Here is a 20099-nt window from a genome sequence, read left to right on the forward strand (position 1 = left end):
ATATAAATTTGATATGCTTTTATTTGTCAATTATTTTTTGTGATTCATAGGTGGAAAAGTAGGTTTTTTTGTCTAAAATTTGACAAGGAGACGTGTGTTTTGCGAAATATTGTATTAGAATAATAGTAGCATGTGGAAGAAGTTAAGGAGAGAGTTTCATGGACTATATACAAAAGGGTACGAGGGCGTTTCATAAAGCGAATTGGGCCTTATTTTTAGCAGGCTTTATTACGTTTGCTAACCTATATGTAACGCAGCCATTACTACCAACATTTTCAGAAGCATTTCACGTCTCACCAGCTGTAGCAAGTTTATCTCTTTCAGTAACTACCTTTGCATTAGCGGTGAGTTTAATAATTGTCAGTTCGTTATCAGAAGCATGGGGAAGAAAATCATTGATGACGATTTCTATTTTTGCAGCTTCTGTCCTGACACTAGCTCTTGCATTTTCACCTAACTTTGAAACAATTTTAGTTTTACGTGTTGTACAAGGCATCGTTTTTGCAGGTTTACCAGCAATCGCTATGGCTTATTTGGGAGAAGAGATGGAACCAGGAAGCTTAGGGGTTGCCATGGGCTTATATATTAGCGGTAATTCAGTAGGGGGACTTAGTGGACGAGTTATTATTGGTACCTTAACGGACCATTATAACTGGCATACAGGCATGATGGTACTAGGAGGAATCAGCCTGCTAGTTAGTTTATTGTTTGTCTGGATGTTACCAAGCTCCAAACATTTCAGCGCGCGACCTTTACAATTAAAAGCATTGACCAAAACCCTACTGCAACATTTAAGAGATCCTTCTATGCTGTGTCTTTATGGGATGGGGTTTCTTTTAATGGGAAGCTTTGTCACACTTTATAATTATATTGGCTTTAAACTAATGGCACCTCCCTATAATTTAAGTGCCACAATTGTAGGTTGGATATTTGTCATTTATTTAGTTGGGACATTTAGCTCGGCATGGTTTGGCAGTTTAGCCGATCGTTATGGTCGCCAACGAATGCTCTTACTGGCCATTGCCATTATGTTAGCTGGAGCTATAGTAACGCTCAATGGGCTACTTACTTTAAAGATTATAGGGATAACCGTTTTTACCTTTGGCTTTTTTGCAGCTCATTCAATCGCAAGTGGCTGGGTGAGCAAACGAGCATCCCACGATAAAGCACAAGCATCTTCTCTCTATTTATTTTTCTATTATTTTGGTTCAAGTGTTGGAGGAACAGTAGGAGGCGTTTTTTGGATGAAATATGGGTGGATGGGTGTTATAGTGATGATTGCTCTGTTTTTATTCATTGCTTGTGTCCTATCATTTTTATTAAAAAGATTCATTGTTAGACAACGTATCACAACATGATGTGAGGTGTCATTTTGCAGGAATTACTTTTCTATTTTTTCATTATCCTAGCAGCTTCTATTTTACAAACCAGTACAGGTTTTGGTTTTTCCGTTATGGCTACGCCTTTTTTACTGTTGCTTTTTACACCACAAGAGGCGATGCAAATAAATATAATACTGTCCCTTGTTATTTCGTTTTCTCTCATATGGAAGGTGAGACATGATATTGATGTAGCGTTGCTTAAAAAGGTGATGATCGGTAGTGTTGCAGGTGCTCCTTTTGGTAGTATACTATTTGCCTTAGTCGATGTGACGACATTTAAGCTGCTCATCGCTATCCTTCTTATAGGGCTTACGATTCTATTGATTAAAAATCTCTCTATTCAACAAACAAGGAGTAGAGATTATGGCGTTGGTTTTATATCAGGTATGTTCACAACAAGTATTGGGATGGCTGGACCACCACTGTTGCTCTATTTTGCGAGCACACATAGAAATAAAGAAACCATTAGAGCTGTTTCACTAGCCTACTATATATTTATCTATCTAATTAGCTTACTTTCTCAAGTCATTTTTGAGGGTACAAGTAAAATGGTTTGGATATATAGTATGTATGCTTTGCCAATTGTTTTCTTAGGACTTATTTTTGGACAAATGCTATTTACTCGATTAAATCAAAAATTGTTTAAAATCTTAATTTATTTTCTATTAGTAGCAGCAGGCTTAATTTTGTTGATCCAAAGTTTATGGACAATGCTATAAACAACAAAAAGAAGTATGGAAGGATAATACATCCTCCCATACTTCTTTATTGTTAACCCATAATATTGTAGCCAGCGTCGATGTAGATCGTCTCACCAGTCACACCACGTGATAGGTGAGATAGCATAACAATCGTCATATCTGCTACTTCGTCTTGTTGAACATTACGTTTTAAAGGAGCTGTTTCTTCAATTTTGTGTAAGATTGTGTTAAAAGAAGGAACACCTTTTGCAGCGAGTGTACGAATAGCACCAGCTGAGATAGCATTGACGCGAATATTATCTTGGCCAATATCAGCAGCAAGATAGCGCATAGAAGCCTCTAATGCAGCTTTTGCAACGCCCATCACATTGTAGCCATCAAGTACTCGTTCTGCACCTAAGTAACTCATTGTAACGATAGAGCCACCCTCTGTCATGTATGGATGAGCTGCTTTTGCAGTGGAAATAAGTGAATAGGCACTTGTATCTTGTGCGAATGCATAGCCTTCTCGAGTTGTTTCAAGGAAGCGGTTGTGTAAATCTTCTGCATGCGCAAAAGCCACTGAATGTACAATCCCATGAATAACACCAACCTTTGAGCCGATTTCTTCAAAAGCTGCTTTTGTGCTGTCGTCACTATTCACATCACATTGAACAACAAGAGAATCGGATTGTCCGATATTTTCTAATTGTTTTTGTAATTTTTTTAATGAACGTTCTTGACGATACGTGAAGATGACATTTGCACCAACGTCAAATAAACGTTTAGCAATGCCCCAAGCAATACTGCGATCATTTGCTACGCCCATGACAACAATGTTCTTATCTTTTAATTGTAATAAATTATCCATCATTATGAAGAACTCCTTTGTGAGATAATATCTGTTATTAGTACCAACTACTAAAATCTTATCATACATAAAATAACGTTGCAATAACAAGATGAAAAGAGAAGTAGTTTAGAGAGCAAAAAAAATTCATCTCTTTACAGTAGAGACGAATTAAAAAGTGTGCTATTTTATTTTGTTACATAATGATCATACATATCTACTGCTCGATTAACAGCACTACTGACAGTGATTCTAAAGCAATTTTGTGACCGAATGACCTGTGCCAATATTTTGATTGCTCTTGTTTGATTTTTATGGAATAAAGCATTGTCTGTTTGAAAATCATCGTCTAAAAAGGCAAGATAATAAGGTATTCGATTTTGTGGTTTTAACAAATCAGATTCTGCACTTTTTTCAAGTGTATCGTACACCCATAAATCGATGGCATTTCCTAAGTGGAAGGCCGCAAAATACTGAAAATCATCATTCTCACATTCTTTTACTTTTTGAATTATTTGAATTTTTTGGAGCTCATCTAATAAGAATGTATTGATAGAATAATAGATGGCTTTAGAAGGATTTAGAATGAGCTCATCGGTCTGCTGCGATTTTAAGAAAACCCAGTTATTTAACACGTTTGCCCATGCGTCCACAGTATTCAAACATTTCGCACAAACATCTGGAAATATTGATTGCCACTTTGCAGCAAGATTTTTAAATCTATTCATATGGTCTTGATCAATATAAAATAAACTATGCTCAACTTGTAACTGCTCAAACATTCACATTCCTCCAATAGATTGGTATGTATAGCAATGGACCATATGCCTATTATCTTGATGCAAAAGATAGCCAATATTTTAATCAATAAGAAGGCATCCCCTGAAGGATGCCTTTTAAGATATACATCAACGGAAGACTATTCAAATTTTAATGAGTCACCATCGAATGTTTCATCTGCTACTTTGATAGAGTCTGTTGGACAACCTTCAAAAGCGTCTTGCATATCTTCCAATAGATCCTCTGGAACTTCAGCAGTTCCCATGTTATCATCTAAAATAACGAAGGCAATGCCTTCATCATCATAATCATAAATGTCTGGCGCTGCGGCTCCACATGCGCCACAAGCGATGCATGTATCTTTATCAACTATTGTGTATTTAGCCATTTTATTCTCTCCTTTAACGATGTTCCTACAAAGCTTCATACTCATTTTAAAGATGTTTATCTTACATTTCAACTTAAATACTATTAAATTGGAGGAATTTGCGTCAATGTTTCATCAAATTTTATTGCAAATCTTTCAAAAACTCAATAAAGAGCGGACGATTTCGGCTGCCTATCATGTCCTAAGAGGGAAGCGTTCAGGCCAGACAATTCAAGATATTGGTCTTTTTCAACTGCATCAATATTTTGGCCTCTTGCCAAAACTATCTCGTATTACATTTGATGAGGCTGTAAACTTATTTATGCAGAATAGTTGGTTAACTGTGCAGGAATCTGGTCATTTTTACATGGAAACGCTAGGATTACAACGTGCACAACAAACGCCAACCTTTTTCTTTGATGGTTGGCACTATCGGGGAAATGAGCATGTGTTTTTTGCGAGGCTCTCTCTCATTGTACAAAGTTTGTCACATCAAGCCGCAGCCGTTCGTACCTTTTCACCGATTAGTAGAGATACAATGATTCAAGCGTGGGTGCGAACTTTTTTACAGGCACATCATTATAAGGAAGGTCATTTACAGCAGCAATTATTGACAGAATGTAATCATGTGCTAACTATTCTCCCTGTGTCAGATGCAAGCAAACAGCTTGTTCTGTATCGTTTAAGTGGTTATCAATTACCAGGATGGACGTGGCAACAACTTGCAGATGAACGGAAGGAAACTGTACTGGATAGTCAATTAGCTTTTATTGAAACCCTACATATATTATTAAATGAAGTGCATCAAAAAATAGATGATTACCCATTACTAGGGCATGTGGCAGAAGGATTAAAAGTTAAAATATTGCTAACAGATTCTGCACAACAAACCGCACAATTATATGAACAAGGTTATTCGATGGAGCAAATTGTTCAAATGAGAAAACTAAAACAAAGTACAATTGAGGATCATTTTGTGGAATTAGCTATGTATGAACCGAACTTTTCTATTGGCCCATTCGTCTCCTATGATGAAGCTCAAAAAGTGTGGCAGGCATCGAAGCAGTATCAAACAAAAAAATTGAAAATATTACATGAAGCTTTAAACGATATGAGTTATTTTCAATTAAGGCTTGTCCTTGCGAAAGGAGAAGTATAAATGGAACTTGAACAATTATTGCATAAGCATTTTGGTTATTCATCATTTCGGCCAGGACAGAAAGAAGTTATTGAGGCATTACTACAAGAACAAGATGTTATTGCCTTATTGCCAACAGGAATGGGAAAATCACTCTGCTACCAGCTACCAGCCTATACATTAGAGAAACCTGTACTAATTGTTTCACCATTACTGTCATTAATGCAGGATCAAGTAGAAGAGCTGAAGCGTTTTGGGGAAAAGAGGGTGGTAGCTTTAAATTCCTTTTTATCACTAACAGAGAAACGTTATGTATTACATTATTTAGAGCAATATCGTTTTATTTTTACTTCCCCAGAGATGCTGCTCCAGCAACAGGTACAAGAGAAACTGGCGCAGATGAAGCTAGGTTTAATCGTAGTAGATGAGGCACATTGTATCTCACAATGGGGCTTTGATTTTCGACCAGATTATTTACGAATAGGTGACTGGCTAACGAGAGGAAATCGTCCGCCGATTTTGGCATTATCTGCTACGGCAACAAAGAAGGTTGTTCGAGATATACGGGAAACTTTATCTCTCAAAGCTCCATTCGAGTTTATGTATAATGTTGACCGCCCGAATATTCATTTAGGCCGTGTAGTAGTGGAGGATAAGGCTGATAAAGCTAGATGGCTCATGCACCATATTACGGAAACAGCAGGACCTGGTATTTTATATGTTTCCTCACGTAAACGTGCGCAACAATATAGCGAAGCCTTATTACAAGAGGGCGTTCGTGTTGCTGCATATCATGCGGGCTATGGGGTGGAGGACCGTCAATTTATTCAACAGCAATTTATAGCTGGTGAACTTGATTGGATTGTTGCAACAAACGCTTTTGGTATGGGCATTAATAAGCTTGATATACGGCAGGTCATTCATGAATCAATGCCTGCCAATATAGCGAATTATATGCAGGAGATCGGACGTGCAGGGCGGGATGGTCACTCTGCACTTGCTATATTACTATATGCTGAAGGTGATGAGGAGCTGGCTAAATTTGTTGTGACAGGCGATTTACCAACTTTACATCATGTTGACCGCTATCAGGAGCTGCTATCTCAGCAAATACAGCCCATCCAAATGCTGAAAAATGGGGAGTTAAGTGAGACAGCCTTCCGTGTGTTAGACTATTGGCTGCAACGAGAGTCTTCGGAACAAGTGAAGGTCCGATTAAATCATTTAGCACTAGAGAAATACAATGCAGTGAATGAAATGCTTCAAATCATACAGACAAAAGACTGTATTCGTGAACATTTAGTCGGGTATTTTGGGCAAAAATTGCAGAAAAAGCCGGAAAACTGTTGTGAAAATTGTGGAATCCATTATGATGTAATCAAGAAAGTACGCTTAAAAGAGAAAAAGAAAGTAGAAATGGCAACGTGGAAAAGTCGATTGCAACAACTATTAATGGGTAATTAGACTAAAACTGACGGTCATTTACTTTTTTCGTAAAATTCGTCATAATAGAGATGATAGAAAGCGTAGTAAGGTTGGGGGAAAGGCGAATGAATAAAGAAGATTATCGCGATAAAATAGAAGAGCATCGTCAATCGTTTGAAGATGAGCAAAAAGAACAGCAATCCTTATCAAGAGTTTCCAGAATGAATAAAAACGGTAATAAAAACAAAAAGCCAAAAAATTCGAAACGTAAGACACCGTTAATGACGATTCTGTTTGTTATTTTTATCTTGATACCATTAACAATTCTTATTTATTTTTGGAAATTTTATGAACCAGGAAAAACGATTGAACAAGCCGAAAAGGATACAGCTGAACAGGTTGTCGAATTAGATCCTTCAGAAGCATCTGCGTCAGATAAAGATAAGGAAAAAGATGATAAGGGTCAAGACGCTCAGGGAGATAAGAAGGCTCAAGAGCAATCTCAAAAAGATGCTGATAAGTTAGCAGCGGAGCAAAAAGCTGCTGAAGAAGCGAAAAAGGCTCAAGAAGCGAAAAAGGCAGAGGAAGCAAAAAAAGCCGAAGAAGCTCGAAAAGCTGAAGAAGCAAGAATAGCTCAACAACAAGCAGAGGCAGCAAGAAAAGCAGAAGAGGCTAGAAAAGCGGAAGAAGCAAAACAAAATGCTAAAGCAACGACACATACTGTAAAAGCAAATGAGAACTTATACCGAATTGCATTAAATCACTATGGCGATGGCAGTGAAGCGACTTTAGCTAAAATTCGTGCTGCTAATGGGATGTCCTCTAATACTGTAATGGTTGGGCAAGTCATTAAGTTACCTTAATAGAATTTTTTTTATCGTTATATAGGTTTTCTAGTATAAAATTACAGACAAACGTTCACACCAAAACGTACGTCTGATTTAGCAAAAAGGCGATTCGTTTTTTAAGAAGAATCGCCTTTTTGCTGTCGTAAGGAGAAGTGAGAAAATGCTATATTTAGGGCTATTTCTTTTGGTAGTCATCGCCCCTCCACTTTATATGTGGAAGGTGGCACATGAAAATAATGTATTGTCTCACCAGCTTTCATTACAGGGTGAACAGGAGAAGGTACGATTATTTTTTATTTCAGATGTTCATTTACGTAAAATAAGTAAGAAAATGATTGCACAGTTACAGGGACATCATTTTGATGCAGTAATTATTGGCGGTGATTTTGCGGATAGCCGTACACCGATTGATCGTATTCATGAAAATTTATCATTATTAACGTCCCTTGGACCAACCTATTTTATTTGGGGCAATAATGACAGAGAAATTGGGGAAGAAAGACTGAAGGACATTTTACAGGCATACCATGTTCAAATTATTGTCAATGATGCCGTACAGCTTCCGCTTAAAAATAGCTTTTGGTTAAGTGCTATTGAGGATACAACCGTTAAAGAATATAGTTTTGAAAAAGCTTTTGCAAAGATAGGAGAGCAGGATTTAGTTGTTTTCATCGCCCATAATCCAGAGGTTTTTGCGAAAGTTCGGGCTAAGTTCCGTGCGGATTTAATGATGGGGGGACATTTACACGGAGGGCAAATCAGATTCGGTCCATATGGTGTTCATCCAAATGGTTCCTATCGTCGGCGTGATGGTGTCATGACTTTAGTAAGCAATGGCTATGGGACGACATTAGTACCTTTTCGATTTGGTGCAAAGCCCCAATGTCATATAATTGACATTGATATTTCGAGTAAATAAACAACCAAATCGTGTGAGAAGGCGTATAATAAAAAGGTATCGTCTATTCTATGATAATGTGAAAGCATGGAGCAGCAATTTTTGCTGTTCAAATTCGATTGGAGTGTCAAGAAATGCAGCAAGCAGATGCAATTATTGTTGGAGGAGGCCCATGCGGCTTAGCAGCAGCAATAGCTTTGCAAAATATTGGTTTACAACCTATTGTGATTGAAAAAGGAAATATCGTCAATGCCATCTATCATTACCCTACACATCAAACATTTTTTAGTACGAGTGAACGGTTAGCTATTGGTGATGTACCATTTATTATTGAAGGACGTAAGCCGAAACGCAATCAAGCCCTTGTCTACTATCGAGAGGTCGTCCGTTTAAAAAATATACAAGTTAATCGCTTCGAAAAAGTACAAAGTGTTGTAAAAAATAATGATTTGTTCACGGTTACCTCCGATAAGGAAATATATGAAACGCCCTATGTTGTCATTGCAACAGGTTATTATGATCATCCGAATTATTTAAATATCCATGGTGAGCAGTTACCCAAAGTTTTCCATTATTTTAAAGAGGGCCATGAATTTTTTGATACGGATGTTCTAGTTATAGGCGGCAAAAATTCAGCGATAGATGCCGCGTTAGAATTAAATAAAGCCGGTGCTCGTGTAACCGTAGCCTATCGTGGCAGCGAATACTCTCCAAGCATCAAGCCATGGGTATTGCCCGAATTTGAAGGGGTAGTCAAAACTGGAGAAGTTGACATGCTTTTTAATACAAATGTATTGGAAATACGTGAGCACGAAGTTGTTTTAGAAGTAGAGGGCCAAGAGAAAATAGTAAAAAATGATTTCGTTTTTGCTATGACTGGCTATCATCCTGATCACTCCTTTATTAAAGCGATGGGAGTGGACATAGAGCAAGAAACGGGTCGTCCTTATGTTACGCCTGAAACGATGGAAACCAATGTTGAAGGACTATTCATTGCAGGTGTTATTGCAGCAGGAAATAATGCCAATGAAATTTTTATTGAAAATGGTCGTTTCCATGGCGAATGTATCGCTCGAACTATTGAGCAGAGAAAAAAATAACGATCGAGGCTGTATAGGCATGTAGCTTATACAGCCTTTTTAGCAAGGAGGCAGCTCAATGATTGGCTTGTATTGGCTCTTGAGTTATTTAATAGGAAACATCTTGACGGCTTATATCGTTGGTAAGATATACGGTGTCAATTTGCAGGAAGAGCGTAGTAAAAATTTAGGCGCGCGTAATGCGGGAAGTGTGATTGGGAAAACAGCGTTTATTTTGACTCTTCTTGGCGATTCATTAAAAGGTGTACTTGTTGTCGGATTAGGACGCATGTGGCAATTGGATGAATGGGTCCTTATTGGCGGAGCTGCATGGGTGATAATTGGCCATCTATTTCCGATTTGGCTGAAATGGAATGGAGGGAAAGGTGTAGCTACTTTTATTGGTGTGGGTCTCGCCTTATCGCCAAGTCTTTTTTTATGGATGATTATTGGTACAGCACTTATATCTGCATTTACTAGAAGTCTGACACTTGGCATGGTTGGGGGCTTTGCTTTTTATATAGCCGCAATTATACAAGCAGGGAAATTAGAGCCATATGGACTTTTAATCATGGCAATCGTGTGTATGCTTATTAAGCATATGTCTAATATTCAGGAATCATTGAAAAGAGGGAAGTGAAGGAAATGTATTGGTGTAAAATTGCCAAGACAAATGAAGAATTTGAGGCGATTGCTCGATTGAATTATGAAACATTTGTAGAAGAAATTCCTCAGCATGAGGTAAATGCATCGCGAAAAAAAGTAGATCGATTTCATCAGGAGAATACCTATGTCGTTGTTTATAAGCAAACAGAATTAATTGGCATGGTGGCGTTTAGAGATCAACGACCATTTTCTATTGATGAAAAGATTGGTAAGGTCGAGCAGTATTTATCGAAGGAAAATTGTGAGAAGCTTTGTGAAATTCGTTTGCTTTCCGTGAAGAAAGGTTATCGAACGGGTCGAGTTCTATTGAAGCTTACTCAGGCCTTAACTACATTTGCCTACGAAAAAGGCTATTCTGCTGCAGTGATTTCAGGTACAACGAGAGAGGAAAAACTATATAAGCAGATGGGTTTTAAGCAGTTTGCACCAGCTGTCGGGGAAGAGGGTGCGATGTTTTTACCGATGGTGCTCACTAGACATGAATTTGAACAATCATTACAACATAGACTAACGACGGAACCCTCTACATTTTATCCTGGGCCGGTGAAGCAATTAGAGACAATTGCTCATTCAGATTTATCACATCGTTCATTACCTTTTTATGCGCTTTATGAACGAGTGCAGAAGAAGTTGCTGCATTTATCAAAGTCCAATCATGTTGGTGTAATCGTAGGGACGGGAACGCTAGCAAATGAAGTAATGCTTGCACAACTAAAGGCACAGCAATTAGGAAAAGGGCTTATTCTCACAAATGGAGAATTCGGTGAACGTTTACAGAAGCAAGCCGCTCGTTGGTCATTACATTATGATGTGGTAGAAAAAGAATGGGGAACAGTATTTGATGACAAAGAACTGGCTTCACAGCTTGAGACGGGGTCTTATCAGTGGATGTTGGCAGTACATGGTGAGACTTCCACGGGAACTTGTAATAACTTAGATATTCTTAAAAAGCTTGCTAAACAATACAATGTAAAGTTATGTATAGATTGTATTAGTTCGTTCGGTGCCATGCCGTTCTCTTTACAGGACTGCTATTTAGCTACGGCTGTGAGTGGTAAGGCCATTGGTGCGTTAAGTGGGCTAGCATTTGTATTTTCGCAATCACTTGCACCCCCATCTGCCGATCTACCCGCTTATCTTGATTTAGCAAATTATCAGCAAGGTGTCATACCATTTACATTACCTGCTGTATTACTGAGCAATGTGGAGATGGCATTGCAAGCCTATCCAGCACGTTATGAGCAGCTACAGCAACGCTTTCAATCACTGCTGCAGCTACCAATCATGCAATTTCAATATCCAACTACTCAATATCCGATGTTGATAACTGTTCAATTGCCTAATAATTATGCCAACCTACTTATTGATTTAGCATTAAACGGGCTATTCGTTCATGGTGAAAGCCAGTATTTACGCCAAAAGAATTTCATTCAATTTTCTGTGATACAGCCAGATTTTGATGAAGCTTTGGCTCGACTTAGCGAAATACTGGGCTATTATGAACAGGTGATCGAGACTTTAGCGTTACAAGAAAAAGTCCTTTAAATTTAAAGGCGAGCCAGTTGTGTTAAGGCCTATTAATAATTTTAAGCGTGCCTTTTGACCATTAATACCTGTGGCGAATATGGCGCCTAAGTCTTCTAGCATTTTACCGCCGCCCATATAGCCATAAACACCTTCTGCAATTCCATTAAAGCAGCGGGAAACAAGTACAACTGGGATGTCTCGCTGTATAAGGCTTTCAATTCCCTTTACAACAGATGGCGGGACATTCCCTTGACCTAGTCCTTCTAGCACAACACCATCATATTTACATGCAAGCACGACATCCAATAAATCTTCTTCCATTCCAGCGTACACTTTTAGCATTGCGACACGCTTAGTTAAATTGTTAACATCTACATATTGTCGACGAATTGGTGCGTGATGGAATAAGATTCTGGATTTTGTAATAAGGCCAATCGGTCCATATTGTGGAGATTGGAAAGTATTTACAGAACTTGTGCTTGTTTTTGTTGTATTTACAGCAAGATGAACCTCATCATTCATCACAACAAGCACACCTTTATCACGTGCTTCTTCATCAACAGCTACTCGGACTGCCTCTACTAAATTATAAATCCCATCTGCTCCAAGTTCGTTAGATGAACGCATTGCACCTGTTAGCACAATCGGAATGGCTAAGTTCGTAGTTAGCTCTAAGAAATAGGCGGTTTCTTCCAATGTATCCGTACCGTGTGTGATGACCACACCGTCAATTGGCTGTGCGTCAATTTGTTCCAAAATCAAGTTACGCAATAAAAGCATCTCTTTCGGTGTAATATGTGGAGAAGGAAGGTTAAAAGCTTCTATTTCGATAATGCTTGCTAGTGAAGCCAGTTTATTACTTTCCTTCATTAGAGGATTTTCCTTATTAGGCATGACCGCTCCTTCAGCACTCATCGCCATGGAGATTGTGCCGCCAGTATGAATTAATAAAATTGTTTTTTTCATAAAAAATAAATCTCCTTTTAAAAAGTTTTTTTGTCATTACATGGTATAATAATAGCAGTCTATTGTTGAAAGGAGCCGGCATCATGATCATTTTATTATCTGCTGCCATTGCTCCCGGTCTAGCGCTTTTTAGTTATTTCTATTTGCGCAATCAGATGGCTACGGAGCCAAGAAGAACTTTACTACAAACGTTTTTATACGGCGCATTTTTAACGTTCCCAATCATGTTTTTACAGTATGTATTAACAGAGGAAGGGGTTTTTCGATATCTTTATCTTCAAGACGTACTATTTTCGAGTGTCATTGAAGAATTTTTTAAATGGTTTGTGCTATTAATTGCCATCTATAATCATATAGAATTTGATGACCCTTACGATGGTATATTGTACGGGGCAAGCATTTCACTTGGCTTTGCTACGATTGAAAATGTTCTTTATTTACTTTCATTTGGCTTAGACACGGCATTTATGCGAGCCTTATTACCAGTATCGAGTCATGCTTTGTTCGGTGTCGTAATGGGCTATTATTATGGACGGGCTAAGTTTTCGAAACTTGTTAAGACAAAAGAGATGATTGCTATGGCGCTTTGTGCACCAGTCGTACTTCACATTCTATACAATACAATATTATCATTCAAAGGTCACTGGGTTTATTTAATGATTCCTTTTATGTTGTTTTTATGGTGGTTTGGCTTACGTAAAGTGAAGCTTGCACATTATCATCTGGTGCAGCATCTTCATATGCAAAAGAAAATATAAAGCGTAGAAATCGTCAAAGATTTCTACGCTTTATTTCATTTTTATCATGTATAAATTACTCCTTTTGTTTCAAGCTATAAAAAAAAGGAGTGATAAAAGTGCGTTTAGTAAGCATACTTTTTGCTTTAATATTAGGAATTAGTATAATTGCGATTCCTCAAAATGATGCGAATGCATTTAGCGATCAGCAAATTACTCGGGGTGCCTATGGAGATGATGTCGTTGAATTGCAAGCGAGGCTACAATACTTAGGTTTTTATAAGAGTAAAATTGATGGCAAATTTGGCTACAACACATACTGGGCTTTACGTAATTTCCAAGAAAATTATGGGTTACCAGTAGACGGAATTGCAGGCGCTAAGACAAAGAAAGCGTTAACGGGCAATTCAGATTATGACGAAAAATGGGTGAAAGCTCAATTAAATGCAGGAAATCAATTTACTTATTATGGTGGGCAGCCACTTGATCAGCAAGTGAAAAAGAATACTAGTGGTGGCAGTAGCAATAGTAGTGGAAGTAGTAATAATAATGGAACACAGACACAAGTTCCTCCCAAATATACAGAGCGTGATTTACAGCTAATGGCGAATGCGGTATATGGAGAGGCAAGGGGAGAACCATATGAAGGACAAGTAGCGGTTGCCGCAGTTATTTTAAATCGTTTGGAAAGCCCAGATTTCCCGAATACTATTTCAGGTATCATTTTCCAACCGTTAGCATTTACGGCCGTTGCAGATGGGCAAATTTGGCTTGAGCCAAATGAGCGAGCAAAAGAGGCAGTTATTGATGCAATGAACGGCTGGGACCCTTCTGAAAATGCATTGTATTATTTCAATCCAAAAACTGCAACGAGCAAATGGATTTGGTCACGTCCACAAATTAAACAAATTGGAGAGCATATTTTCTGTTCATAGAAAGGAGGAACCTAGATGAAAACTTGGCTCGTGGTCTTAACGATTGCCGTTATTGGGTTAGGGGCATACAGTATTGATTTACATGGAGATAAAGAAGATTTACAACGTACCGTACTAGCACAATATACAGATAAGTTAACGGATGCATCTGAAAAACTTTCCCATCTTCAACGCTCAGTATCACAATCCCTGTTGTTTCAAGATGAGCAGGCGATTCACAATGAACTAGATTCGGTTTGGCGTTTAAGCTCAGAAGTTCGTTCTTCAATTGCGAATATTCCAATAGGACAAGAACTATCAAGTGAATGGATGAACTATCTAGGTCGACTTGGCGATGAAGCAAAAAGGACAGCGAAAACAGGGGATTATGAAGCTTGGCGTGAAAAAATGCCCCAGGTTTCAACGAATTTACAATCTCTTTCCGATGAATGGACAGCTGCAACCGTCGATTTCTATAAGCATGATGGGAAAATGGATGTTTGGCTACAACAAGTAGATAATAAAAATCCAAATAGCCAATTTGATACTGTAAAGGATACATTAAAGGGCTACGGCGAAAAGGATTTCCCGTTAACTTTATCTGAATCTGATTGGCAGAAAAAAATTGAGTTAAAGGCATTACAGGATGCAGTTATTACCGAAAAAGAAGCACTAGAGAAAGTGAAATACTTATTCCCAGTCATTAAAGATGCTACATTTACAGTTACAAAAAGTAGTGATACAGCACCATATCCTTTTTATCATATCCAATTCCACCAAGGGATTCGATTAGGCTATGTTGATTTAACAGAAAAGGGTGGACATTTATTATCCTATTTAGTAGAACGTCCTGTGGATGAAGCCAAGTTATCACAAGAGGAAATCATGAAAAAAGCGCAGGAATATGTGAAGAAATTAGGCATGAAAGATGTAGCTTATGTGGAATCACGAGAAAATCATCAAGCTTGGCATGTGACATTTGCTCGTGTCCATCCTGGAGATAATGCGTTAATCTACGCTGATGGTGTTCAATTGAAAGTGGCGAAAGATACAGGTGAGCTGTTAGGTGCAAATGCAATGGAATATATTCAAGAAGAAAATATTAAAAAGCAAACAGCTAAGCCGATTGATTGGAAAACGTTCTTCCAAGACGATATCCAAGTACAAGAGGTAAAAAATATCTACACAGATAATGGACAATTTGAGCAACGTCTTTGCTATGAGGTCATTGCATTGCGTGATGGTAATACGCAGGAAACATTTAGAATTGTTATTGATGCGGAAAACCATAATGTATTAAAAGTGGAATATCTAACTTAATCAATGATGCTTCCGCTCTGTATCAACTTGACATGAAAATACTACCAATTTTTATAGCCAAAATAAGCTTCTCATGAGATAATTAAACTATATTTTTCGCACGGGGAGATGCTCATGGAAATAAAAATTGGTACACAATTACAACTTGAACCAACTTATACAGAGCGTTTGGAGAAATTCCGCTGTAAAGTTGTAGAGCAAAAAGATAATATTCTATATATTGATTATCCGGTTAATATGGTAACAAAGAAAACGGCATTTTTAATAGATGGCTCAGAATTTAGAGCAACTTTTCGTACTGAGGATAAGCAATCCTTTGCCTTTAATACAGAGGTAGTTGGCCGTAAAGCAGGTAATATACCAATGATTATGTTGCATTGTCCAACACCAGAGGAGTTTATAAAAATTCAGCGACGAGAATACGTTCGTGTGGAGACACAAGTAGACGTTGCCATTCAGTTGAAAGACTATAAATATCAGCTTGTGACTGTGGATATTAGTGCAGGAGGCCTAGCAGTCATGTTGAAAGGTCAAGTAGCTTTCACTGAGGGTGATGAAGTAAAACTAACCATTGTATTGCCATTTGCCAATGGAGATGTCAAGTATGTCATTACGGAAGCGCTGATCGTACGTATTTTTGAAAAAGAGGATAAACGCATTGCAACAATCCAACTAACAGATACAGATGACGTCGATCAACAGCATATTGTCCGTTTTTGCTTTGAACGTCAATTAGTCAATCGACGTAAAGAAATGAACCCTTTTAATGTTTAAAATCCTTTATGAATATTTTGATGAAGCCCTCTCCTAGTAGAGGGCTTTTTTGAGGTTATATGATACAATAAGAGGTGCAGAAAGTAGGGAAGAATATGAAGAAAAACATTCAAATTGCGATAGACGGGCCTGCTGGTGCTGGCAAAAGTACAATCGCGAAAATTGTTGCTGAAGCACTTGGCTTTACTTACATTGACACAGGGGCAATGTATCGAGCAGTTACGTATAAAGCGATGCAACAAAACATACATTTAGATGATGAAGCAAAATTAGCAGAGATGCTTGAAGTAAGCACAATTGAATTAAAACCATCACCTCAGGGACAGCTTGTTTTTTTAGATGGTCACAATGTGTCAGCGGAAATACGCTCTAATGAGGTCACTTCATCAGTCTCACAAGTAGCTGCCCATGCGAAGGTTCGTGAGCTATTAGTTGCTCAACAGCAAAAACTTGCAGCTAATGGCGGTGTTGTCATGGATGGCCGCGATATTGCGACACATGTCTTAAAGGATGCAGAACTAAAGGTTTTCATGTCTGCAACAGTAGAGGAGCGTGCTAGACGACGCTTGATTGATAATCAAAAAAGAGGAATTGAGTCCTCTCTTGAAAAACTTCAGGAAGAAATAGCGCTACGTGATAAAAAGGATAGTGAGCGTGAAGCATCGCCACTGATTCAAGCTGAAGATGCGGTTTTTTTAGATACAACAGCATTGTCCATTGATGATGCAGCACAAGCTATTTTAAAATTAGCAGAAGAAAAAATGCTATAAATCCTAAAATTTCAGACATTTTTAGAATTTAAAGGATTTATTTTTGTCTTTGTCTTCAATATCGAATAAAATAGTAAGGGAAGATGCGAAGGAGGGTTACATATGTCTGAAGAAATGAACTATGCAGAACAAACGTTTAACGAGGGTGATATCGTCAAAGGCATTGCCGCGCAAGTTGATGAAAAGGCAGTATCTGTATCAATTCCAGGTGCTCCGTTTGATGGTATTGTACCGATTAGTGAATTATCTAGCTTACACATTGAGAAAGCGTCTGATGTCATCTCAGTTGGAGATGAATTAGAATTGATGATTACAAAGGTTGAAGAAGAAAACTTTGTCCTATCAAAACGTAAAGTGGATGCTCTAAAAGCATGGGATACACTGGAGCAGCAATTTGCCGCTGAGGAAATCTTTGAAGCGGAAGTAAAGGATATTGTTAAAGGTGGTCTTGTCGTAGATTTAGGTGTACGTGGCTTTGTACCAGCATCGCTTGTAGAGGACTATTTTGTTGATGATTTTGAAGGTTATAAAGGGCAAACATTAAGCTTTAAAATTGTTGAGCTTGATAAGGATAAGAATCGCCTTATTTTATCTCACCGAGCAGTGGTTGAAGCAGAGAAAGCTTCACAAAAGAAAAATGTGATTAATCAAATAAAAGCTGGCGATGTATTGGATGGTAAAGTACAGCGTCTCGCGTCATTTGGTGCATTTATCGACCTAGGTGGTATTGATGGTCTTGTACACATCTCGCAAGTATCACATGAGCATGTGAGTGATGTGAGTGAGGTTTTAGCTGAAGGACAAGATATAAAAGTAAAAGTTCTATCAGTGGACCCAGAAAATGAACGTATTTCTTTATCTATTAAGGAAACAATTCCTGGACCATGGTCTAATATTGAAGAACGTGCCGCTAAAGGCACTATTTTAGACGGTAGAGTGAAGCGACTTACTTCATTTGGCGCATTTGTGGAAGTATTCCCAGGCGTTGAAGGTTTAGTGCATATATCGCAAATTGCGCATAAGCACATTAACACACCTCATGAAGCACTAAAAGAGGGACAAGAAGTACAGGTAAAGGTTCTTGATGTCAACGCTGACGAAGGCCGTCTAGCCCTTAGTATTAAAGAATTATTAGAAAATCCTGAAGCAGAAGAAGTAATCGACTATGAATTACCTGAAGAGAATACAGGCTTCTCATTCGGTGATGTGATTGGCGATAAACTAAAAAACTTTAAATAATGTATAAAGCGAGGATGCATAAATGTATCCTCGCTATTTTTATGGTTGATAGGATTTTGAAAGTGAAGAATAGCGATTGAAGAGTGGATAAAATCTTTGAATTGAAGGATAAAACTCTAAAAGTAGCGGATAAGATTCTCAAAATAAAGGATAGGAATTAAAAAGGCGATAGAACCTTTATAACATCTGATAGAGCGCTTAAAAAAATGAGGTAACACCTTTTATCACCATACATAGCGTTCTACATTATGGATATGATATGATATAATGGCATTTTTCGTGTATAATAGCGAAAGACAAGAAGTTGGAAGGATGAAGTACAGATGACGAAACCAGTAGTAGCCATCGTAGGTCGTCCGAACGTAGGTAAGTCGACGATTTTTAATCGTATCGTTGGAGAACGTGTTTCGATTGTGGAGGATATCCCAGGCGTAACACGTGACCGTATTTATAGTTCGGCAGAGTGGTTAACACACGATTTTAATATTATTGATACAGGTGGCATTGAAATTGGAGACGAGCCGTTTTTAGAACAAATTCGTCAACAAGCTGAAATCGCTATTGATGAAGCAGACGTTATTATTTTCATGACAAATGGTCGTGAAGGGGTAACGGCAGCAGATGAGCAAGTTGCTAAAATTCTATACAAAACAAAAAAACCAGTCGTATTAGCGGTCAATAAAATTGATAATCCTGATATGCGTGAAATGATTTATGATTTTTATGCACTTGGCTTCGGTGAACCTTGGCCTATTTCAGGTTCCCACGGTTTAGGTTTAGGGGATTTATTGGACGAATGTGCGAAACATTTCCCGAAAGAAGATGAAGAACAATACGGTGATGATGTCATTAAATTCTCTTTAATTGGTCGCCCGAATGTTGGGAAATCCTCTTTAGTGAATGCTTTCCTAGGGCAGGAACGTGTTATTGTTAGTAATATTGCAGGGACAACACGTGATGCGATTGATACACCTTATGCATATGATGGACAGGAATATGTCATTATTGATACGGCTGGAATGCGTAAAAAAGGAAAGATTTATGAAACAACCGAGAAATATTCTGTGTTACGTGCGCTACGTGCTATTGAACGCTCAGACGTTGTTTTAGTAGTGCTGAATGCAGAAGAAGGTATTCAGGAGCAAGATAAAAAAATCGCTGGCTATGCACATGAGGCTGGAAAAGCTGTGATCATTGTTGTGAATAAATGGGATGCCATTGAAAAAGATGAAAAAACAATGAATGTCTTTACACAGCAAATTCGTGAGCATTTCCTATTTTTAGATTATGCCCCAATTATTTTTGTATCGGCGAATACAAAACAGCGTGTGCATCAAATTTTACCGATTATCCAACGTGTCAGCGAGAATCATGCGATGCGTATTCAGTCCTCTATTTTAAATGAAGTGATTGAGGACTCAGTGGCTCGTAATCCAGCACCGACAGATAAAGGTCGTCGTTTACGTATTTACTATGCTACTCAGGTAGCGATTAAGCCACCAACATTCGTTATTTTTGTGAATGAACCTGAGCTTATGCATTTCTCATACGAACGCTTCTTAGAAAATCGCATCCGCGAAACATTTGACTTTGAAGGGACGCCAATTCGTTTAATTACACGTGCGCGTGCTTAAGGCAATAGCTATAGACATACAATACGCCAACCCGACATTATTGTTGGGTGGCGTCTTTTTACAAGAAAGAACTTACTTAATAGACAACCCAACAAAGGGAGGATT

20 protein-coding genes are annotated in these 20099 nt (G+C 38.1%); 16 read left to right on the plus strand and 4 right to left on the minus strand.

Annotated features, from left to right (window positions below):
* Positions 1-158: 158 nt before the first annotated feature.
* Together BFM98_RS13015 and BFM98_RS13020 are read left to right on the plus strand one after the other, a co-directional pair.
* On the plus strand, positions 159-1358 hold the full coding sequence (locus tag BFM98_RS13015) for an MFS transporter (protein ID WP_066037603.1): 1200 nt from the start codon (positions 159-161) through the stop codon (positions 1356-1358).
* 14 nt (positions 1359-1372) lie between these two features.
* Positions 1373-2101 (plus strand): sulfite exporter TauE/SafE family protein, encoded by a 729-nt coding sequence (locus BFM98_RS13020; RefSeq protein ID WP_066037604.1) that lies wholly within the window; start codon positions 1373-1375, stop codon positions 2099-2101.
* 52 nt (positions 2102-2153) lie between these two features.
* On the opposite strand, the gene BFM98_RS13025 is transcribed toward BFM98_RS13020, so the two are convergent.
* From BFM98_RS13025 to BFM98_RS13035, 3 genes are all read right to left on the minus strand, one after another.
* Positions 2154-2936, minus strand: a complete 783-nt coding sequence (locus tag BFM98_RS13025) for an enoyl-ACP reductase FabI (protein WP_004232559.1) — start codon at positions 2934-2936, stop codon at positions 2154-2156.
* A 164-nt stretch (positions 2937-3100) separates the two neighbouring features.
* On the minus strand, positions 3101-3694 hold the full coding sequence (locus tag BFM98_RS13030; protein ID WP_048389781.1) for a hypothetical protein: 594 nt from the start codon (positions 3692-3694) through the stop codon (positions 3101-3103).
* Positions 3695-3831: 137 nt separating this feature from the next.
* Positions 3832-4080: a ferredoxin gene (locus tag BFM98_RS13035; RefSeq protein ID WP_004232564.1), complete on the minus strand. Its 249-nt coding sequence runs from the start codon at positions 4078-4080 to the stop codon at positions 3832-3834.
* A 106-nt stretch (positions 4081-4186) separates the two neighbouring features.
* Between BFM98_RS13035 and BFM98_RS13040 the strand changes: the two genes are divergently transcribed.
* The 7 genes from BFM98_RS13040 to BFM98_RS13070 all read left to right on the plus strand — a co-directional run bounded on the left by BFM98_RS13040 (position 4187) and on the right by BFM98_RS13070 (position 11658).
* The gene (locus BFM98_RS13040) at positions 4187-5218 is read left to right on the plus strand and encodes a YpbB family protein (protein WP_066037605.1); all 1032 of its coding nucleotides are present in this window, start codon (positions 4187-4189) and stop codon (positions 5216-5218) included.
* Entirely contained in the window at positions 5219-6661 is a 1443-nt protein-coding gene (locus BFM98_RS13045) for a RecQ family ATP-dependent DNA helicase (protein ID WP_066037606.1), read from the plus strand.
* Between the two features lie 86 nt (positions 6662-6747).
* The gene (locus tag BFM98_RS13050) at positions 6748-7485 is read left to right on the plus strand and encodes a LysM peptidoglycan-binding domain-containing protein (protein ID WP_054550700.1); all 738 of its coding nucleotides are present in this window, start codon (positions 6748-6750) and stop codon (positions 7483-7485) included.
* 145 nt (positions 7486-7630) lie between these two features.
* Complete coding sequence (locus tag BFM98_RS13055) at positions 7631-8389, plus strand: metallophosphoesterase (RefSeq protein ID WP_066037607.1); 759 nt, start codon at positions 7631-7633, stop codon at positions 8387-8389.
* A gap of 113 nt (positions 8390-8502) precedes the next feature.
* A complete protein-coding gene (locus BFM98_RS13060) occupies positions 8503-9468 on the plus strand; it encodes a YpdA family putative bacillithiol disulfide reductase (RefSeq protein ID WP_066037608.1) in 966 nt (321 codons plus the stop codon).
* 58 nt (positions 9469-9526) lie between these two features.
* Positions 9527-10087, plus strand: a complete 561-nt coding sequence (locus tag BFM98_RS13065) for a glycerol-3-phosphate acyltransferase (RefSeq protein WP_066037609.1) — start codon at positions 9527-9529, stop codon at positions 10085-10087.
* A gap of 5 nt (positions 10088-10092) precedes the next feature.
* Complete coding sequence (locus tag BFM98_RS13070; RefSeq protein WP_066037610.1) at positions 10093-11658, plus strand: aminotransferase class V-fold PLP-dependent enzyme; 1566 nt, start codon at positions 10093-10095, stop codon at positions 11656-11658.
* Here BFM98_RS13070 and BFM98_RS13075 read toward each other — a convergent pair.
* Complete coding sequence (locus BFM98_RS13075) at positions 11638-12606, minus strand: asparaginase (RefSeq protein ID WP_066037611.1); 969 nt, start codon at positions 12604-12606, stop codon at positions 11638-11640. The two genes, BFM98_RS13070 and BFM98_RS13075, sit on opposite strands and share 21 nt — an antisense overlap.
* Before the next feature lie 83 nt (positions 12607-12689).
* On the opposite strand from BFM98_RS13075, the gene prsW reads away from it, so the two are divergent.
* The 7 genes from prsW to der all read left to right on the plus strand — a co-directional run bounded on the left by prsW (position 12690) and on the right by der (position 19994).
* Positions 12690-13364: a glutamic-type intramembrane protease PrsW gene (prsW, locus tag BFM98_RS13080; RefSeq protein ID WP_004232588.1), complete on the plus strand. Its 675-nt coding sequence runs from the start codon at positions 12690-12692 to the stop codon at positions 13362-13364.
* Positions 13365-13462: 98 nt separating this feature from the next.
* Positions 13463-14278, plus strand: coding sequence for a spore cortex-lytic enzyme (sleB, locus tag BFM98_RS13085; protein ID WP_048389795.1), 816 nt, complete (start codon positions 13463-13465; stop codon positions 14276-14278).
* A gap of 15 nt (positions 14279-14293) precedes the next feature.
* On the plus strand, positions 14294-15577 hold the full coding sequence (locus tag BFM98_RS13090; RefSeq protein WP_048389800.1) for a PepSY1/2 domain-containing protein: 1284 nt from the start codon (positions 14294-14296) through the stop codon (positions 15575-15577).
* Positions 15578-15691: 114 nt separating this feature from the next.
* Entirely contained in the window at positions 15692-16351 is a 660-nt protein-coding gene (locus BFM98_RS13095) for a flagellar brake protein (protein WP_066037612.1), read from the plus strand.
* A 95-nt stretch (positions 16352-16446) separates the two neighbouring features.
* Positions 16447-17121, plus strand: coding sequence for a (d)CMP kinase (gene cmk / locus BFM98_RS13100; RefSeq protein ID WP_066037613.1), 675 nt, complete (start codon positions 16447-16449; stop codon positions 17119-17121).
* Positions 17122-17223: 102 nt separating this feature from the next.
* Positions 17224-18360 (plus strand): 30S ribosomal protein S1, encoded by a 1137-nt coding sequence (rpsA, locus tag BFM98_RS13105; protein ID WP_066037614.1) that lies wholly within the window; start codon positions 17224-17226, stop codon positions 18358-18360.
* 323 nt (positions 18361-18683) lie between these two features.
* On the plus strand, positions 18684-19994 hold the full coding sequence (gene der / locus BFM98_RS13110; protein ID WP_004232601.1) for a ribosome biogenesis GTPase Der: 1311 nt from the start codon (positions 18684-18686) through the stop codon (positions 19992-19994).
* The last annotated feature ends 105 nt before the right edge of the window (positions 19995-20099 follow it).

It is taken from the genome of Lysinibacillus sp. AR18-8, assembly GCF_001705465.1.
Taxonomy (GTDB): domain Bacteria; phylum Bacillota; class Bacilli; order Bacillales_A; family Planococcaceae; genus Lysinibacillus; species Lysinibacillus capsici.

Bases quoted from the DNA above. Each gene is read 5' to 3' on its own strand.
- BFM98_RS13015 (WP_066037603.1), top strand. From the start codon at position 159: ATGGACTATATACAAAAGGGTACGAGGGCGTTTCATAAAGCGAATTGG.
- BFM98_RS13025 (WP_004232559.1), bottom strand. From the start codon at position 2,936: ATGATGGATAATTTATTACAATTAAAAGATAAGAACATTGTTGTCATG.
- BFM98_RS13030 (WP_048389781.1), bottom strand. From the start codon at position 3,694: ATGTTTGAGCAGTTACAAGTTGAGCATAGTTTATTTTATATTGATCAA.
- BFM98_RS13035 (WP_004232564.1), bottom strand. From the start codon at position 4,080: ATGGCTAAATACACAATAGTTGATAAAGATACATGCATCGCTTGTGGC.
- BFM98_RS13040 (WP_066037605.1), top strand. From the start codon at position 4,187: ATGTTTCATCAAATTTTATTGCAAATCTTTCAAAAACTCAATAAAGAG.
- BFM98_RS13045 (WP_066037606.1), top strand. From the start codon at position 5,219: ATGGAACTTGAACAATTATTGCATAAGCATTTTGGTTATTCATCATTT.
- BFM98_RS13050 (WP_054550700.1), top strand. From the start codon at position 6,748: ATGAATAAAGAAGATTATCGCGATAAAATAGAAGAGCATCGTCAATCG.
- BFM98_RS13055 (WP_066037607.1), top strand. From the start codon at position 7,631: ATGCTATATTTAGGGCTATTTCTTTTGGTAGTCATCGCCCCTCCACTT.
- BFM98_RS13060 (WP_066037608.1), top strand. From the start codon at position 8,503: ATGCAGCAAGCAGATGCAATTATTGTTGGAGGAGGCCCATGCGGCTTA.
- BFM98_RS13065 (WP_066037609.1), top strand. From the start codon at position 9,527: ATGATTGGCTTGTATTGGCTCTTGAGTTATTTAATAGGAAACATCTTG.
- BFM98_RS13070 (WP_066037610.1), top strand. From the start codon at position 10,093: ATGTATTGGTGTAAAATTGCCAAGACAAATGAAGAATTTGAGGCGATT.
- BFM98_RS13075 (WP_066037611.1), bottom strand. From the start codon at position 12,606: ATGAAAAAAACAATTTTATTAATTCATACTGGCGGCACAATCTCCATG.
- prsW (WP_004232588.1), top strand. From the start codon at position 12,690: ATGATCATTTTATTATCTGCTGCCATTGCTCCCGGTCTAGCGCTTTTT.
- BFM98_RS13090 (WP_048389800.1), top strand. From the start codon at position 14,294: ATGAAAACTTGGCTCGTGGTCTTAACGATTGCCGTTATTGGGTTAGGG.
- BFM98_RS13095 (WP_066037612.1), top strand. From the start codon at position 15,692: ATGGAAATAAAAATTGGTACACAATTACAACTTGAACCAACTTATACA.
- cmk (WP_066037613.1), top strand. From the start codon at position 16,447: ATGAAGAAAAACATTCAAATTGCGATAGACGGGCCTGCTGGTGCTGGC.
- rpsA (WP_066037614.1), top strand. From the start codon at position 17,224: ATGTCTGAAGAAATGAACTATGCAGAACAAACGTTTAACGAGGGTGAT.
- der (WP_004232601.1), top strand. From the start codon at position 18,684: ATGACGAAACCAGTAGTAGCCATCGTAGGTCGTCCGAACGTAGGTAAG.